Consider the following 18,408-nt stretch of genomic DNA (forward strand, 5'->3'; position numbering starts at 1 on the left):
ATTATCCTTATTTCAAAGACTAGCGGCTTATAAAGTTTTTTATAAACACAAGTTGTAAACAGTATTTTTGTTTTTGTTAGATTCAAATAATAAATTGTTTTTACTATATTTTATAACATTTTTAAACAGGGTATAAAAAACCGCGTTAACTTTATCTTGATAAGTTTTTAAAATTTTTTCCTAAGCATATTCCTTTCTAAATAATTAACAGCTAGTATGTAGAAATTATGTGGAAGAGGACGTATCCCTTTTCCGTCTGTAAGAGTACGAGGCGAGTATGGCACGCAGAACCAAATTGCAAACATTTGAAGTTGAAGTTGAAGAAGCCCTCACAAAAGCTATGAACTTTGATTTCAATGACACAGAATTTGAAACAATATCATCCAATAATTCTGAAAATATTGTTAATGTCGATGATCTGATTCAAAAAATTGCAATGGCAGAAGAAGAATTCTTTGCTGAAAACGGTACGTCAACTTTTGTTTCTAATATTCATGACGAAGCTGTTGTTGATAAATCCGTTGTTGAACAGCTTTTTGCTCCAAAACCTTCACCTGATATTTCAGGTGGAACTGTTCATAATACATTGTTGTCTACAAAACTTCTTCCTGCAAATGATGATATAACAACCCCTGTAAATTTTGGACTATTAAAGCAGCGTTCTTCCTCTCGAGTCTACTGGTATACAACAGCGCTTAGTGCTTTATGGGCAACGGGAGGAGCTTTTATTGCGCATAAGCTCGCACCTACCGGACTCAGCTCCTTATCCAATATCAGCACTTTTGTTACATCCCCAACAGGACTCGCTGTAGCAGCCGGCACAGCAATTCCTATCCTTATATCTTGGGGCGTTGCTCAATTAACAAAACGTTCAAACGACTTGCATAACATTGCTCTTCTTATGACAAATGCTGCACAACGCCTTAGTGAACCACAACATTTATCTGAAAAACAAGCTATTGCTATAGGGCAAACCATTCGTGAAGAAGTAGCGGCAATGAACGAAGGTATTGAACGTACCCTCGGACGTGCTGTTGAACTTGAAGCAATCATACAAGGTGAAGTTCACAACCTAGAACAAGCCTATGCTGAGAATGAATCACGTATTCACACATTAATCAAAGAATTGAGCAATGAACGCATCGCCATTTTGAATCACGCAGATCGCGTACAATCAACAATTAAAGGAACCCAAGAACAACTGAGTGATGAATTTGGTTTAGTTACCTCTAAAATTGTAACCAATGTTGAAAAGCTTGCACAAACTCTCTCTCAAACTTTACAAAAACAAGGTGAAGACCTTGTTGAAAAACTTTCCTATGCCGGTGATGGCGTAACAAATCAGCTTGTTGAAAAATTTAACGAAACAACAACACAAATTCAGCAGAAAAACACAGAATTTTTTCATGAATTAGGAAAAAACTTCGATGGTTTTGCAAAACGATTTGATCATAATGAAAAGCAAATAGAAAAAACCTTTAATGAAACAGCTGAAAAAGCGGAAGTACATGTTGCTAAAATTGCCACACATATACAAGCAGTAACAGATCAAACTTTGCACGCTGTCGATGAAAAGTTTAAAGCCTTGGATAAAGCTCTTATTGATCGTAATAATCAATCTCTACAGAATTTTGATGAGAAGATCTTAAAGCTCGACGACCAAGCACATAAACTCTCTTCTAAATTTGATAACGTAACCTCGCAAGCAATTGGAGCCTTTGAACAACGTTTAGCAACTGTTGATCTTTCTCTTAAAGAACATAGTGATTCCATCATTGATTCCTTTATAGAACGCAGTCAGGCTTTAGAGGATAATGCTGAAAAACTTGGTAACTTCTTGGAATCTCATGTCTTGAAAATAAATGAAAACCTCCAAGAAAAAACAGCAGACATTACCCATGCCTTTACAAATGGACGTGAAGCTATTCTTTCTGCAATTGATAAAAGTAAAGAAAGTCTGAGAGAAGAAATTCAGTATGTCGACAATGCCATTGTTGATATCATACAAGAACGTTCACAAGATTTTAAAGTACAACTTTCTGATCAACGAGCTCTTATGGCAGACATGCTCGATAACGAGAAGAATAAAATTGCGGATACATTAAGAAATCAAATTGATGTCTTGTCCCAAAATACTTCTCATATTGAAAAAGTTTTGGCTGACAATATTCAAGTCGTTGATAAACAAGCTGAAAATCATATCACAAACATCATTCAATGCACTGAAAAACTACAAGATGTCATTGTAAAAAGCTGCAATACAACCCAAGATGCTTTAGAAGCACAAGCGAGAAATATTGATATCCGTGCCGATGCTCTGCGTGATTCTTTAGCGATTAATAGTTTTTCTCTCAATGAAGTTCTTGCCGATCAAGCACGCACACTTGAGCAACGCATGGAAACAATCCACAACCTCATTGCAAAAAGTGATATACGTGTCGATGTTGCATTGAAACAACAAATAGATTTAGTTGAGAGTGCAATTGCCGCCAATAATAAAAACATTACTGAAACGGTTCAAGATCATATCAAAAACCTTGAAAGCCATGCCGAAATTTTAAAGAATACTCTCTCTCAATCGAGTGGTGTTTTCTTTGAAACCCTTGAAACACGTATGGAATCATTCGATACAGATCTAGAAGATCGTGCACACAAAATTTTTGAACGAACAACAACGCTAGAGGAAACATTATCTGAAAAATTTAGCCAAATCTGTGAAGCCATTGATATGCAAACATCTGTTATTGAGGAACGTTCTGACACGTTAAAAACGTCTCTCATGCTTAATAATGAGCAAAGTCAGATAATTCAACAAGCGCTGGAAAGCAGTGTTGACAATATGCGTGTAACCTTAGAAGACTCTGTTAATATAGTTACAGATAACCTGCATAATAAGATTATAAAAGCTTCTGATATTCTTTCTTCTACGAGTGAACAAATTCTTTCATCTGTTACAAATGTTACTACACAAGCAGAAAATATTCTCTCAGAATCAGGCAATCGCATTGTATCAAATGTCAAAAAAACTGTTTATGATACCAGTGAAAAAGTTCTGTCCGTTCTGTCTGAACAAACAGCGCATACTGTCGAAGCTTTCGCAACAGCCAGTCATAACGCACAAGCATTATTGAATGAAACCATTCACACATCAACAACAGCAATAGAGCAAGTTCTTAATGAACGCTGTGATGTTCTTCATCACTCTATGCAAAATTTAAAAAATAATTTAGGATATCAGCTCTCTGATGTAACGAGCCGTCTGGAAGATGCAGAAAATCAAACAGCAACACAAATTTCAAAACATGTTGGAAAAATAACAGAGCTGACAAATCACTTAAATCAAGCAGCGCAAAATACGACAGAATCAATTGATTCTTTAACACAGCATATCGGTGAACAACTCTCTCTCTCCACACAAGAAGCTGAACAAAGAATTTATGCACATAATGAATTTTTAGTGAATAGCTTAACCAAAGCTAACTCTGAAACACTTCAAACAATAACGGTTATGAAAGAAGAACTTGTTAATAATGTCTCATCCGTCTTAACACAGTTGAATCAATCAATTTACAATTTTAACGAAAATAGTAATGTTTTATTATCAGCTGTTCAAAATATTGATGGTCAGTTTAATGAGAGTGCGAATAATTTTTTCCGCAACACGGACCAAGTAGCAGAGCGTTTGTCAGCCTCAAATCAAGCGCTCAATAATAATGTTGAAATTCTGCAAGGACTTTCAAAGAATACCTTTGAACAAATTAGTCATATAACGAGCAGTTTTGGTGAACATGCAAAGACACTTTCCCAAACTATTCATGTTCTTGAACAATCTGAAAATTCACTTAGTACAACACTTGAAGAAAAACATAATACGCTTTCTGTATTAAGCGATGCTCTTGTTTCAAAGTCTCATGAAATTAATCAATTGATTGGGCATTATGAAAAAATCTTCAACTCAGCACTTGAACGCTCTGATAAGAATGCACGTAACTCCACAAATTCATTCCAACAATCACTTAATAGACTTGTTAGTGAAGCATCGGCGCGTTTTTCAGAAGCAGCAGAAGACATACGTCGCTCCGCTGATGAAGTTCGTTTAGAGCTTTCAAAGATTAATAATGATATCAATGAAAATGTTAAAAAACTTCCAGAAAAGACAAAAGAAACAACGCAAACAATTCGCACAGCTTTGAATGAACAGATTACAGCGTTACAAGATCTAGTCAGTGTTATACAAAATGATCAAAAGAGCGCAAAAAAACAGCTGATATCAGAATTTCCTGCATCATCAATGTTTAATCAAAGAAGTGACAATTCCACTGAGTCCGTTAAAAAGATCGTACCACCCAAGCCTATTTTGCAACAAGATCAAAGCAAAAAAAGACCAAATAAATGGGTGTCAAATCTCTTAGAAAGAGCTTCACGTGAAGAAACGTTTTATGATGCTCCCCCTAGTGATAATGTTTTAACATCAGTGCAAACAAAACCATCTCCTGCAAACAGCTCTCTTAATTCATTAGCTTCTGGTATAGTGCAAGCTATCAATCACAATGCCATTGTTGAGCTATGGGATCATTATCAACGTGGACAAAAAAATATCGTAACAGAACGCCTTTATACCTTAAATGGACAAAAAATATTTGAAATGATTAAGAGAAAATATATGAGCGATTTTGAGTTTAAACGTTCAGTGAATCAATATGTTACAGATTTCGAAAAGCTCTTACGTGATATATCGCGCAGTTCTGGTTCTTCCAGCTCAGTTCGCAAATACCTGATATCAGATACCGGAAAAGTTTATACTATGCTTGCTCATGCAAGTGGTCGAATTCAATAAAAAAATAAAAAAAGTGGAAAAAGATATTTTTTCCACTTTTTTCCTCTCCAGTTGTTTTAATGGCTCATCGTAGAGTACTTTGCTTTCAACTACAGCTTTCTACTTCAAAGGCTGAAATAATTGGCATGCGGTTTTCTTTGATACCCTAAGCAATAACCACCCTAAAGAAGCGTAATGACTTATCAAACAACATATCACCTTAAGAATGATAAGCATGTTTTCTATTTCCTTATCTTTTTTAACTCCTTTATTTTTCATAGTTTCATAAAGGTACAAAATAGGTAATAATTATTTTTGCTAATTGTGAAAAAATTCCATGCTTTTATATTAAAATAGCTCATAGAAAGATTTCTATTTATTTTTCAAACGTTTTTTATCCACACATTACTCTCGTTTGAATTATGTAATTGAATATTTTTTATTATATTAGGTGAATTTTAAATAAAAGAATCTTATTGTATTCAAATTTCTCATTCAACATACGAAATGATGCATTATAAATTATAAAGAAAAGCGTTATGCTAAATATATGATTTTCATGTATAAAATCCGCAATTCCAGCCATTTCAGCCACATCTTTGTTTATTAAAACATATAATTGTCAGTATATAAAAGATACAGCTTTCACTATTAAGAATCCAATTGAACAACATAACTTCCATTCTCAACTTTCCAGTTTCCTTTAAAATAGCGGAATAAACAATTTATAAATTACAAATTGTTATTTAAAATTTCTTCTACCTCCGTATAAAACTTTAAATAAAATATATATTTTATAAAAAATGGATGAAATTGATAGGAACCGTTCTTCTGTTCTTTCCTTATTTTGTAAACATTGCAAAAAAATAATGGCTTGATAATGTAATTGTTAGAAAATATTTTATTTTTTTGTAAAATAATCAACTTTTACGAGTTTTATTAAGGAAAGAAAAACAAATGTGCTGCTATCCATGAAATTATTCATGCACACAAACAAAAAGAATCATCAAACTGGTTTTACGATCCAGAAGAATTTGCTCATGCTCATGCATTTTGATATTCAGAGAAATGAGGATCTATTAGTGGACAAAACCTTATCGTAGATGGAACATCTCATATACACATACGCTAACTTGGATATCATAAAAATGTCTAGAGAACGAAATAGTGATTTCAGTTCACCAAAAGCTGAACTTGACGGTGCCGCACTTTTTTATCACCAACACCCAAAACCTGGAAAATTGGAAATACAAGCAACAAAACCTCTTGATAATCAACGTGATTTAGCTCTTGCTTATTCTCCAGGCGTTGCAGCACCATGTCTTGCGATTCATGAAGATCCCAATCTTGCTGCTCAATATACCTCCCGTGCTAATTTAGTCGCTGTTATATCCAATGGAACTGCTGTTCTTGGTTTAGGAAACATTGGTCCACTCGCTTCAAAGCCAGTTATGGAAGGCAAAGCCGTTTTATTTAAAAAATTTGCGAATATTGATGTTTTTGATATTGAAATTGATGCATCCGATATAGAACAAATGGTACAAACGATATCAACCTTAGAACCTACATTCGGTGGTATTAATCTTGAAGACATTAAGGCTCCTGAATGTTTTGATATCGAAGAAAAGCTTCGTGCTAAAATGAATATTCCAGTTTTTCATGATGACCAACATGGAACTGCCATTATTGTTTCTGCGGCTGTATTAAATGCCTTAAATCTTTCAGGAAAAAAAATTGAAAATGCAAAAATAGTTACCTCAGGTGCAGGTGCTGCTGCCCTAGCTTGTCTTAATCTTTTAGTTCGTCTTGGGGCGAAAGTTGAGAATATTTGGCTTAGTGACTTAGAGGGAGTTGTTTATGAAGGTCGCAAGACCCTTATGGATCGTTGGAAAATCAATTACGCACAAAAAACGGACGCACGAACTTTATCTGATATTATTGATGATGCGGATATTTTTCTAGGCCTATCTGCGGGTGGTGTTTTAAAGCCTGAATATCTTAAAAGAATGGCTCAAAATCCACTTATTTTAGCACTGGCTAATCCAGTACCAGAAATTATGCCTGAAGAAGCACGCTCTATACGACCAGATGCAATGATCTGTACAGGACGCTCTGATTATCCCAATCAAGTTAATAATGTCCTTTGTTTTCCCTATATCTTCCGTGGTGCATTAGACGTAGGTGCTAGTGCAATTAATGAAGAAATGAAAATGGCCGCTGTTCATGCGATTGCTGCCCTTGCACGTGAAGAAACTTCAGATGTTGTAGCACGTGCATACTCAAAAGAACCACCCAATTTTGGACCAGACTATCTGATCCCCTCTCCTTTTGATCCGCGTTTAATACTGCGTATTGCTCCCGCTGTTGCTAAAGCAGCAATGGCAACTGGTGTCGCCATTCGTCCCATTGAAGATATGGAAGCCTACTATGATATCCTCAATCGATTTGTCTTTCTTTCTGGTTTAACAATGAAACCTGTTTTTGCTGCAGCAAAAACAGCAAAACGTAAACGCGTTATCTATGCCAATGGTGAAGATGAACGCGTCCTTCGTGCAGCACAAGTTGTCATTGAAGAACAAACAGCAACGCCTCTCCTTATCGGCCGTCCACATGTCGTAGAAGCAAGATTAAAACGCTTTGGTTTAAGAATTCGTCCTGGTATAGATTTTGAATTAACAAACCCTGAAGATGATCCACGTTTTCGTGATTATGTTAATTTATTTTTTCATTATACAGGAAGGCGTGGTGTTACGCCTGAAATGGCAAAAACAGTAGTGAGAACATCAACAACGGCTATTGCTGCCCTTGCCGTCATGCGTGAAGAAGCAGATGCAATGATTTGCGGCTTAGAAGGACGTTTTGAACGTCAACTTGAATTGATTGAACAAATTATCGGTCTTGATCCTAATGTTCACCGTTTTTCTGCTATGAGTTTGCTTATCTCTCAACAACGTACTCTTTTCCTCACAGATACTTACGTCAATGAAAATCCTTCTGCAGAAGAAATCGCTGAAATGACTGTATTGGCAGCTCAAGAAGTTGAAGCATTTGGAATAACACCAAAAGCAGCCTTATTATCACACTCAAACTTTGGCTCTAAAAACACAGAAAGTGCGCGTAAAATGCGACGTGCAACAGAAATTCTTGCCAAATTACACCCTGATTTAGAAGCAGATGGTGAAATGCATGCTGATGCTGCCCTTTCCAAAGTTTTTCGTGATCGTGTTTTTCCTGATTCTCGTCTTAAAAGTGAAGCTAATTTGCTTGTCTTTCCAACACTTGATGCAGCCAATATCACGCTCAACACTGTTAAAAGCCTCACAAATGCACTCCATGTTGGTCCTATTCTAATCGGGGCAGCACGTCCCGCCCATATATTAACGCCTTCAGTAACTTCACGGGGAGTTGTTAATATAACAGCCCTTGCTGTCCTTGCAGCCAATAGAAAAAATAGTCTCGTAAAATAAATGCGCAATAAAATTTCAAAGTTTTTTAAATATTGAGATATAGTATTTCATGTCCTGTAAACCTCTTTTCTCTATAGATAAAGACAGCTATATTCTGGATTAAGTCTTTTTTTTAAAGAAAAAAAAGGCTAGAAGAACAATATTAAATGTATTTTGAATTTACTAACTCTATAATAAGGAATCCGTACATTGCCTTCCACGTTTGATAAAGTTGCTGATATCATTGCAGAAATCAGTGAAATTGATCGCGATACAATTACACCAGAAAGTCATACAATTGACGATCTAGGAATCGACAGTCTTGATTTTCTTGATATTGTTTTCGCTATTGATAAAGCTTTCGGAATAAAAGTCCCTCTAGAACAATGGACACAAGAAGTCAACGAAGGTACTGTTGCAACAGAAGAATACTTTGTTCTTAAAAACCTTTGTGCAAAAATTGATGATCTCGTTGCCTTAAAACAGGCGGAGTAATTTTTTCACCATGCATGATCAATCTGTATTCATCACTGGTATAGGCCTCATAAGCTCTCTGGGGGAAGGAACTGATCGACATTGGAATCTCTTAAATGATCCAATCCGTACACCAAACCTAGATTGTACAACTTTTTCACCCTACCCTGTTCATAAATTGCCTGAAATTGATTGGAGTTTACAAATTCCTAAAAAAAGTGATCAACGGCAAATGGGAACATGGCAGCGTCTTGGTACCTATGCGGCTGGTCTTGCTCTTGATGATGCTGGCATGAAAAATAATGAACAACTCACTTCAACAATGGATATGATTGTAGCAGCAAGTGGAGGAGAACGTGATATTACTGTTGATACACAGATTCTTTCTAAAGCGCGCGCAGTTGCCGATCATGCCTCTATGTTAAATGTTGCTCTTTCAAGCGAACTTCGTCCAACATTATTTTTGGCACAACTTTCAAACCTTTTGGCAGGAAACATTTCAATTGTTCATAAAGTCACTGGATCATCTCGTACATTTATGGGAGAAGAAGGCAGTGGGCTTTCTGCTCTTCAAATTGCTGTAGCTCGTATTAAATCAGGTCAAAGTACCCATGCTCTTGTAGGAGGTTCCTATAATGCACAAAGTTATGATATGTTGTTGGCGCATGAACTTGGTGGTCTTTTAACCCATAATGGATGGAGCCCAGTGTGGGATCGTGAAATCCACCCCGGCGGCGGTATCATAGCCGGCTCTGGTGGTATCTTCCTAGTTCTCGAAAGTGGAGAACATGCAAAAAAGCGCAACGCACGTGCTTATGCTGAAATTAGCCAAATTATTACAGACCAAACAGATAGAACCAAAATTCCACTTAGAGAATCAATTGCAACAATGTTAAAAACTGCGGGCGCTAAATCTGCCTTAGCCATTTCAGCAGCCTCAGGAGCTCACGAAGCAACAAAAGCAGAACAAAATGCTCTTGATAATGCTGATCTATCTTACCGTGGCATTACAACATTATTTGGTTATATGCGGGAAGCACAATTTCCTCTAGCTCTAGCTCTTGCAGCACTTTCAATTGAAAAAAAACGCGGTTTTCCAGCGTTAAGTCCTCATGAAAAACCTTTTTCTAAAGAAGTACGTGAAATATTTGTTACAACGATTGGTATAAAAAGAGCTGAAGGTATTGTGCGTCTTACTGCTGTTTGAAGGGGAATTTCTATAGTGAAATATCATGATCATTTTGGGCGTCCACTTGTAGCAATAACTGGTGCAGGCATTGTCACATCACTGGGACAAGGGAAACATGAAAATTGGCAAAAATTAACAAGCGGTGTAAGTGGTATCCACAAAATAACACGTTTTCCCGTTGAGGGATTAAATACATATATTGCTGGAACAATTGATTTTCTTAAAGAAAGTACACTTGGTGCTTCAGCTCTCTCTGAGAAGCTTGCACATCTTTCTGCTGAAGAAGCTTTAGAACAAGCTGCTATTGATAAAAAAAATTTTAATGGACCACTCTTTCTAGCTGCTCCTCCTGTTGAACTTGAATGGAAAGCACGTTTTAGTCTTGATCAAGAGGAAGAATTCAATAATGAGCCTTCTTATGCAAATCTTCTTAAAGTCTGTAAAGATAAACTCCATGAGACGCTTTTTGAATCCACACAATTTGGTGCAATTGCAGAAAAACTTCAAAAAACATTTGGCACAAAAGGACTTCCTGTTACACTTTCCACTGCCTGTGCATCTGGTGCAACAGCAATTCAATTAGGTGTTGAGTCTATTAGACGGAAAGAGACAAATAGAGCTCTCATAATTGCGACAGATGGATCAGTTTCAGCAGAATCTCTTATTCGTTTTTCGCTACTATCTGCTCTTTCAACTCAGAATGAGCCTCCAGAAAAAGCAGCAAAACCCTTTAGCCGTGATCGAGATGGTTTTGTTATGGCAGAAGGCTCAGGCGCTCTTGTTCTTGAATCTCTTCAAAGCGCATTAAACCGTAATGCTACAGTTTTAGGGATTTTAGCTGGCTGTGGAGAAACGGCCGATGATTTTCACCGTACACGTTCAAAACCCGATGCATCACCAGCAATTGAATCCGTTCGCAAAGCTTTAGACGATGCAAAAATAACCATCAATGAAATTGATTATATTAATGCACATGGAACTTCAACACCTGAAAATGAGAAAATGGAGTATCTTGCATTATCAACAGTATTCGGTGATCTTTTAGAGCATATTCCAGTCTCTTCTAATAAATCAATGATTGGGCATACATTAACTGCTGCTGGTGCAATAGAAGCGGTTTTTTCGCTTTTAACCATTCAATCGGGGATACTTCCACCTACAATAAATTATGATAATCCTGACCCTGCTATCCCTTTAGATGTTGTTCCTCATCATAGCCGTAAAGCCTGTGTCAATGCAGTTTTGTCCAACTCATTTGGATTTGGTGGTCAAAATATGAGTCTTGTCATCACTGCATATAAAGGATAATCCTTTAATAATAAAATTTTATAACGCTAACCTAATAACATATTTAAGGGGAATGGTAATGCGTGCACTGCAACTCTTCGATGATCGCCGGCTTGAAATCACTAATATTTCCCCGCCATCTTCACCTAGTCTAGGTGAAGTAACTGTGCGGATAAAAGCCGTTGCTCTTAATCATATTGATGTATGGGGATGGCGTGGCATGGCTTTTGCGAAAAGAAAAATACCACTCATCATTGGTGCAGAAGCCTCTGGTGAGGTTATACAAATAGGAGATGGCGTTGAACATCTCCAACTTGGACAGATTGTCTCAATTTATGGTGCACAAACCTGCGGAGTATGCCAAGCTTGTCATGAAGGACGGGATAATCTTTGCAGTCATGTAAAGGGAGTCTACGGTTTTCACCTTGATGGATTTGCGTGTGAGCTTGTCAATTTGCCAGCACGTTTATTAGTTCCATCACCTCCCCAATGTGATGAATTGCAGGCAGCGGTTGCTCCAATTACTTTTGGTACCGTAGAACATATGCTTTTCGATAATGCAAAACTACAAGCAGGAGAAACAATCCTGATACAGGCTGGTGGTTCAGGTATTGGCTCTGCAGCCATTCAACTTGCAAAACACATGGGCTGTACAGTTATCACAACGGTAGGTTCAGATGAAAAAATTGCAAAAGCACACTCTCTTGGGGCAGATCATGTGATTAATTATCGTAAAGATCGTTTTGAAGGTGTGGTGCGTAAATTAACCCAAAAAAAAGGTGTTGACGTTGTTTTTGAGCATGTTGGTGTAGATACATGGAACGGTTCTTTGTTATGTATGAAAAAAGGAGCACGCTTAGTGACTTGCGGTTCTACCTCTGGTGTTTCAGCACCAATAAATCTCATGCAATTATTCCAACAACAACTTAAGATATTCGGTTCATTTGGCTGCCGTATGGAAAATATGAAAAATGCCATGCAAAAAATGGCAGAAAAAACTGTACACCCTGTCATTGATACGATTGTTGGGCTTGATGAAATTGATACAGCTTTAAAACGAATGGAGAGCCGTGATGTTTTTGGTAAAATTATCCTTAAAATCGATTAAATCATGATGAAGCTTTCTCTTAAAAATCTCATATATCTTATTAAAATTATAGCTAAAAAGATATCCTACTTGTTATGGGCATATCTGCTCTTTGGTTCTTTATTTATTCTAAAATGCTTTCCTGCCAAAATGGGAGTCTCTTTTTTTTCTTGGTTGGTAAAAAAAATTGGTCCCCTTTTACATCGTCATCAAATCACACTTACAAATCTTAGAGGTGCATATCCAGAAAAAACAGAGCAAGAACTCCATGCGATTGCAATAGAAATGTGGGAAAATATAGGCAGTTTTCTAGCCGAATATATTTTTCTTGATAAAATTTTTGATTTTGATCCTCATGCGGACGAGCCAGGTTTCATTGAGGTTAAAGGCGTTGAAATATTTGAGCGATTAAAAAATGAAAAAAAACCACATATTTTTTTCACCGCACATACTGGAAATTTTGAACTTCTGCCTATTTGTGCACAAAGTTTTGATCTTAATGTTACGGTATTATTTAGACCACCCAATAATCCCTATGTTGCCAAACGAGTCCTTAAAGCACGACAAACTTCTATGGGGCATCTTATTCCCTCCAAGGCCGGTGCAGCATGGGCATTAGCAGCCAAATTAGAAAAAGGTGAAAATGTTGGTATGCTCGTTGATCAAAAATTTCGCCGCGGTATCATGGGAACATTTTTTAATAGACCTCTTAAAACAAATCCCTTAATTATAAAACTCGCTCGACAATATAACTGTGATATTTATCCAGCACGTTGTATTCGTTTGCCTAATGGACGTCATCGTTTAGAGTTATATGAACATATAGAACTTCCACGTGATGAAAAAAATGATATCGATATAGCTGCTTCTACGCAAAAATTAAATGATATTGTTGAATCTTGGGTCCGTGAATATCCTGGACAATGGATGTGGTTACATAGACGTTGGGACATCTAACATAAGGCTCTATTGCTTACAAAGGAAGTGCAAATGTTAGCCTCAAAAGACATCAAAGATCTCATTGCAATTATCACTGCATTACGAAATTCTGATAGCGGTTGTATCTGGCATAAAAAACAAACTTTTGAATCCCTCATACCCTATATGCTCGAAGAAGTTTACGAAGTCATCGATGCCATTGAACGAAAAAACCGAAAGGATCTCTGTGAAGAACTTGGAGATCTTCTTTTACAAGTTATCTATCATGCTACCATTGCACAAGAAGAAGGCAGCTTTACTTTTGAAGATGTTGTTTATGCAATCACGGCAAAAATGATTCGACGCCATCCTCACATTTTTGGAAATGCCGAGCAAAAAAAACGAGGATTTATAAAAGAAGAGTGGGAATATATAAAAAAAAGAGAACAGGTTGAACAAAAAAAATTGCGCGAAGAAAAAAACAACAATTCCTCCACAAGCATACTCGCACAAGTAAAACAAATCCAGCCAGCAAACCAAGAGGCACTTGCTTTACAAGAAGCAGCAGCTAAAGTAGGTTTTGATTGGAAAGAAAGTGATAAAGTTTTTGAAAAAATAGAAGAAGAACTCGAAGAGCTCAAAGAAGCCATTAAAAATAAACAAAATTCAGAGATAGAAGCAGAGTTTGGAGATCTCTACTTTATTCTCCTTAATCTCGCACGCCACTTAGCGATTGATTCACAAAAAGCATTAAAAAAAACGAATATAAAATTTCGAAACCGTTTTGCCTATATTGAAGAAAAGCTATCCACTCAATCTAAAACACTCACTGACGCATCCTTGAATGAAATGGAAGCACTTTGGAAACAAGCTAAAAATGAACAATAAAAATATTAGATTTTTTCTACCTCAAAGAACAAGTCCCTCTAAAATTACTGAATTATAATTCAGCTCAACTCAATTTGTTTTATATTGATCCTGCGTAGCAGGACGAAGTTCCACCGATTCGCCACACCCACATGCTGAAACTTGATTAGGATTTTTAAAGACAAAACCAGAACGAAGCGTTGTCACTTCATAATCCATCTGCGTCCCTAATAAAAATAATACCGCATCATGTGCTACGAAAACACGGGCACCATTCACTTCAACAACATCCGCATCTATCCCCTTTTCTTTGACAAGAGTAATTGTATACTCCATCCCTGCACAACCACCTTTTTTGATACCAACAAGAATACCCTGTGCATCTTTTGCGTCCATAATCGCTTTAACACGATCCACTGCTGCTTCCGTCAAATTTATTACCGAAAAACGGCTCATGGTTTACTCTTTTCTTAGTTCAATAAACACTTTGAAAGTTTTTCCTCTATAATATTGTATCTGGTATTTTAGAAAAAAAACAACAAAACCTAAATTAAAGTATTCTAACCTTGTTTATTTGGATAAAAACGCGTACCCATAAAATGAGATTTATGATTATACAATCCAGAACTTACAATTTTTTGTCCACATAAAACACAAAATACTTCGTCTATAAAAACTCTAAACAAAGGAAAACGTTTCAATACCATACATTCACTCCTCTCCTTTTGAAAATCTTTATCTTTTTAGAAAAGTAACGATTAGATAAGGAAAAAATATACCCCCCGTACTCATTTTCTCCCCTCCTTCTCCAATTCATACCCCTAAAGCCACCAATCTTACCCCTTCACAAAATGATTACAAAGAATTTTACAGATTTGTTACGTATCTTGAATTGATAACAAGATATTGATGTCCAAAATTTTTACTTTCAAAAGCTCTAAGTGCAAAAGCATTTTAGATTTTATTCTGTTTATTTTTTCTCTTGCCTTTAAAGAAACAGTCATTTAATCGTTTTACACAAACTCGGAGCGTAGCGCAGCTTGGTAGCGCACTTGACTGGGGGTCAAGGGGTCGTGGGTTCAAATCCCGCCGCTCCGACCATTTTTAAAATGCTATAAAATAAAAAATAAGCTTACTTAAAAAGTGAATTATTATGCATTTCAATTAGCACATACATGAATTTTTTCTTCAACGTAGAATAGTGTGCAATAACATTTTATCACAAACTCGAAATAAGCTGTTTTATTAAAATAAGCTTCGTTCTTAGAAAAACACACTCGAAACGCGAGACCTTTTGCCTCGCGTTTTTTATTCTTCAGAAAAATTTATAATTATTCGGTCTTATATTTTCTAAATTTTCCTACACGACAATGTCGCTATTATCATTTTTTGTAATGGATGGTGACATCTGTACGGTTATCTTTTTGGGTTTTAATTCAGCTGGCATTTCCCTTTTAAGCTGAATATGAAGAAGCCCATCTCCAAGTTCTGCTCCAATAACCTTAACATGATCAGCCAAATGAAAACGCCGTTCAAAAGCACGCGAAGCAATGCCTCGATAAAGGAATTCTCGCTCTTCATCATCATTTTCAGACTTTCTGTTTCCCTTAACGATCAGCTGGTTACAATGCGTTTCAATATCAATTTCATCTTGAGAAAAACCAGCAACAGCCATAGAAATTCTATAAGAATCTTCAGTTAAACGCTCGATATTATAAGGGGGATAAGAAGAAACTTCATCTGGTTGTCTTCTAGAATCAAACCAGTTAAAAAGATGATCAAAACCTACTGTGGAACGATAAAATGGTGAAAAATCTACTTGACGCATAATATTGCCCTCCTCTAGAGCGACTATAATTTATAATTAATTCACAAAGTTCCCAAATGGCAAACTTACTTGTGAACCTGCGGCCCCATCATGGCAACCACACTATATTATCTGGTAATTGTTTTTCTTTATTTCAACTCTTTGGAATCTAAATTGATAAAAACTATCTAAAAAGCAATATACCCCTTTTTAAATCCTTTTTCTTCATTACATAAATGTCAAAGTCCTCTCATTATCTCACGTTGCACTAAGCGGCAAATACACTGTAAAGGATTTCAATTGGAAACACCTATTTATCCCATAGACTGGGCTTCCACTCCTCCTAATATCCATCATGGTACTCTTAAAATAGCAATAGATCACGAAATTCGTTTTGCGATAACATATCCTGAGGTGGAAAAATCTAAGGGAACAATTGTTATTCTCAAAAGCTACGCAAGTACTTTAGAAAAATATTTTTTATTAATAAATGAAATTTCTAAACGCGGTTTTCATACAGCAATATTTGACTGGTTTGATCAAGAAAAAAAATCCTTCAAGATAAGAAAACAAAGCCGATATCATTGTTTTGATATAAATAATGATATTAATGACTTATATGAATTTCTTAAAAATATTGTTTATCCTAATTGTCCGCCTCCTTACTCTATGCTCACCTATGGTATAGGTGGATTGATAGCACTTAGCGGATTAGATCTCATTAATTATCAGTTTAATAAATTGCTCTGTGTTTCTCCCCTTTTTGCTCCATTCGGTAATAAAACGAATGGTTTTCAACATAAATTAACACAATTTCTTTCTGATATAGGTCTTGGCTTTATACCAGCGAAAGATGGGAAAAAATTAAACAAAAAAAAACAAAACAATATAAAATCGGAACACATGCATAAAGTGCCGTTCCATTCCATTAAGCCCCCAACATCCCAATGGATGGCATCGGTATTTAATGCGATCGATTCTATGAAGAGAAATGTACTCCACGGAGATTTACGAATTCCAACACTCTTTATTCTAGCCAATCAAAACAATATTGCAAACAACATTGAAGTGCGGCAATTATGCCAACACACACGCCTGACAGAAAGTATTACTATTACAGGCGCTGAACTGGATACAATTATGGTTAACGAAAATTATAAAAAGCAATTTTGGGCTGTATTTGATGCATTTATTCCCGATAATGTATTTGTAAAATAACACTAAATCTTAATTTCCGCTCCGCCCATAAAAAAGAAAATTTCTACGAGCGTTGGATCTACAAACACTTTTTAATATAATGGATTTTACTTTCCAACCACTCATATGATTCGTTTTCTAGCCTCTACAGGCAAGCCATGACCTAAATATTCACCACGCATTCTAATAAAAAACTAATATACAAAGTATATCGTTACATTAAACAAAATTATTTTACATCATAAAAAATAACTTAATAAAAAAATATTTTGTATAATTAATAAAATGAAGATAATAAATCTACCTTAATATAACATGATAGATATTTATAAATAAAACATCAAAATACTATTTTTGATCTATTATTAAATGTTAATTTAATATTATATCTAGAAAAATAATAGTTTTCATCTATTTAAGGAAAAAACTGAAAATAAAGCGCACTTATAATATTTATTACAAATCTCTATAAAAATAAATAACTATGAAATTTCTATTTCTTAAGAGAACTTTTAAAAAACAATAAATTAACATAATATTCTTCTAATTTCTCTATATAGCAAGTCCCTACAGTAACGGTTTTCATAAGTTTTTTTAATGAAATTCTGATAATAATCAGCGAATTTAAAAGAAAAGATAGCAATGAATCATCTTAAAAGTTTTAGAGAACCCCTTCTTTTTTCAAAATCACATATATTTTGAATTTAACCAACTCACAACGAATATGCTGTATTCTGAATAAGAATGTAAGAATTAACCATTTTGCCATTCATTTCAATTATGAGCATTTTACCGTCTTTTTTATAAATACTCTATATTGTATAATTGATGCGGCAAAACTCTGACAAATGGAGCCATTGGAACATAATCATGAAACGAATCCTGCTCGCAGAAGATGATAACGATATGCGTCGCTTTCTCGTAAAAGCCTTAGAACGTGCAGGCTACGAAGTCGCCGATTTCGATAATGGTATTAGCGCGTATGAACGTTTACAAGAAGAGCCATTTTCCCTTCTCTTGACTGATATTGTGATGCCAGAGATGGATGGAATCGAACTCGCACGACGTGCTACTGAGATTGACCCTGATTTACGAGTAATGTTCATTACAGGTTTTGCAGCGGTAGCACTCAATTCAAATAGTGATGCCCCTCCTGATGCAAAGGTTCTCTCTAAGCCATTTCACTTACGTGAACTCGTCAATGAGGTTGAAAAGATCCTTATCGCTGCTTAAAAAGTATTTTTTTAAGTTATTTGCATCTGTTGAAAGAGAAAACGAAATTAGGCATTGACGTTTGTCATTCTATATGGTGTATGCAAC

12 protein-coding genes and 1 tRNA gene are annotated in these 18,408 nt (G+C 35.8%); 11 read left to right on the forward strand and 2 right to left on the reverse strand.

The features are described from left to right. Positions 1–277: 277 nt before the first annotated feature. The 8 genes from ACFIJ8_RS03410 (at position 278) to mazG (ending at position 14,105) form a co-directional block, all read left to right on the forward strand. A complete protein-coding gene (locus ACFIJ8_RS03410; RefSeq protein ID WP_375639004.1) occupies positions 278–4,837 on the forward strand; it encodes a hypothetical protein in 4,560 nt (1,519 codons plus the stop codon). Between the two features lie 1,127 nt (positions 4,838–5,964). Continuing rightward, positions 5,965–8,283, forward strand: coding sequence for an NADP-dependent malic enzyme (locus ACFIJ8_RS03415; protein WP_375639005.1), 2,319 nt, complete (start codon positions 5,965–5,967; stop codon positions 8,281–8,283). 189 nt (positions 8,284–8,472) lie between these two features. After that, positions 8,473–8,757 carry an acyl carrier protein gene (locus ACFIJ8_RS03420; protein ID WP_015856464.1) on the forward strand — a complete coding sequence of 95 codons (285 nt, stop codon included), beginning with the start codon at positions 8,473–8,475 and terminating at the stop codon, positions 8,755–8,757. A 10-nt stretch (positions 8,758–8,767) separates the two neighbouring features. After that, complete coding sequence (locus tag ACFIJ8_RS03425) at positions 8,768–9,943, forward strand: beta-ketoacyl-ACP synthase (RefSeq protein WP_375639006.1); 1,176 nt, start codon at positions 8,768–8,770, stop codon at positions 9,941–9,943. 15 nt (positions 9,944–9,958) lie between these two features. Further along, positions 9,959–11,233: a beta-ketoacyl-ACP synthase gene (locus ACFIJ8_RS03430; protein ID WP_375639007.1), complete on the forward strand. Its 1,275-nt coding sequence runs from the start codon at positions 9,959–9,961 to the stop codon at positions 11,231–11,233. A 58-nt stretch (positions 11,234–11,291) separates the two neighbouring features. Then, on the forward strand, positions 11,292–12,320 hold the full coding sequence (locus ACFIJ8_RS03435) for a zinc-binding dehydrogenase (RefSeq protein ID WP_015856467.1): 1,029 nt from the start codon (positions 11,292–11,294) through the stop codon (positions 12,318–12,320). A 6-nt stretch (positions 12,321–12,326) separates the two neighbouring features. Continuing rightward, positions 12,327–13,256: a lipid A biosynthesis lauroyl acyltransferase gene (locus tag ACFIJ8_RS03440; protein WP_273788214.1), complete on the forward strand. Its 930-nt coding sequence runs from the start codon at positions 12,327–12,329 to the stop codon at positions 13,254–13,256. A gap of 33 nt (positions 13,257–13,289) precedes the next feature. After that, on the forward strand, positions 13,290–14,105 hold the full coding sequence (gene mazG, locus ACFIJ8_RS03445) for a nucleoside triphosphate pyrophosphohydrolase (RefSeq protein ID WP_375639008.1): 816 nt from the start codon (positions 13,290–13,292) through the stop codon (positions 14,103–14,105). A 69-nt stretch (positions 14,106–14,174) separates the two neighbouring features. Here mazG and ACFIJ8_RS03450 read toward each other — a convergent pair whose 3' ends face one another. Next, on the reverse strand, positions 14,175–14,540 hold the full coding sequence (locus ACFIJ8_RS03450; protein ID WP_015856470.1) for an iron-sulfur cluster assembly accessory protein: 366 nt from the start codon (positions 14,538–14,540) through the stop codon (positions 14,175–14,177). Positions 14,541–15,108: 568 nt separating this feature from the next. Here ACFIJ8_RS03450 and ACFIJ8_RS03455 point away from each other — a divergent pair. Further along, positions 15,109–15,185 (forward strand) — tRNA-Pro (locus tag ACFIJ8_RS03455). 259 nt (positions 15,186–15,444) lie between these two features. On the opposite strand, the gene ACFIJ8_RS03460 is transcribed toward ACFIJ8_RS03455, so the two are convergent. Further along, positions 15,445–15,912, reverse strand: coding sequence for an Hsp20 family protein (locus ACFIJ8_RS03460; RefSeq protein ID WP_273788169.1), 468 nt, complete (start codon positions 15,910–15,912; stop codon positions 15,445–15,447). Positions 15,913–16,191: 279 nt separating this feature from the next. Here ACFIJ8_RS03460 and ACFIJ8_RS03465 point away from each other — a divergent pair, with 279 nt between their 5' ends. Next, positions 16,192–17,109, forward strand: a complete 918-nt coding sequence (locus ACFIJ8_RS03465) for a serine aminopeptidase domain-containing protein (RefSeq protein WP_375639009.1) — start codon at positions 16,192–16,194, stop codon at positions 17,107–17,109. Between the two features lie 849 nt (positions 17,110–17,958). Then, entirely contained in the window at positions 17,959–18,321 is a 363-nt protein-coding gene (gene cpdR / locus ACFIJ8_RS03470) for a cell cycle two-component system response regulator CpdR (protein WP_005773448.1), read from the forward strand. Positions 18,322–18,408 lie beyond the last annotated feature (87 nt).

The sequence above is a fragment of the Bartonella sp. MF74HXZ genome (genome assembly GCF_042194445.1).
GTDB lineage: Bacteria > Pseudomonadota > Alphaproteobacteria > Rhizobiales > Rhizobiaceae > Bartonella > Bartonella grahamii.

Bases quoted from the DNA above. Each gene is read 5' to 3' on its own strand.
- ACFIJ8_RS03410 (WP_375639004.1), top strand. From the start codon at position 278: ATGGCACGCAGAACCAAATTGCAAACATTTGAAGTTGAAGTTGAAGAA.
- ACFIJ8_RS03415 (WP_375639005.1), top strand. From the start codon at position 5,965: ATGTCTAGAGAACGAAATAGTGATTTCAGTTCACCAAAAGCTGAACTT.
- ACFIJ8_RS03425 (WP_375639006.1), top strand. From the start codon at position 8,768: ATGCATGATCAATCTGTATTCATCACTGGTATAGGCCTCATAAGCTCT.
- ACFIJ8_RS03435 (WP_015856467.1), top strand. From the start codon at position 11,292: ATGCGTGCACTGCAACTCTTCGATGATCGCCGGCTTGAAATCACTAAT.
- ACFIJ8_RS03440 (WP_273788214.1), top strand. From the start codon at position 12,327: ATGAAGCTTTCTCTTAAAAATCTCATATATCTTATTAAAATTATAGCT.
- mazG (WP_375639008.1), top strand. From the start codon at position 13,290: ATGTTAGCCTCAAAAGACATCAAAGATCTCATTGCAATTATCACTGCA.
- ACFIJ8_RS03450 (WP_015856470.1), bottom strand. From the start codon at position 14,540: ATGAGCCGTTTTTCGGTAATAAATTTGACGGAAGCAGCAGTGGATCGT.
- ACFIJ8_RS03460 (WP_273788169.1), bottom strand. From the start codon at position 15,912: ATGCGTCAAGTAGATTTTTCACCATTTTATCGTTCCACAGTAGGTTTT.
- cpdR (WP_005773448.1), top strand. From the start codon at position 17,959: ATGAAACGAATCCTGCTCGCAGAAGATGATAACGATATGCGTCGCTTT.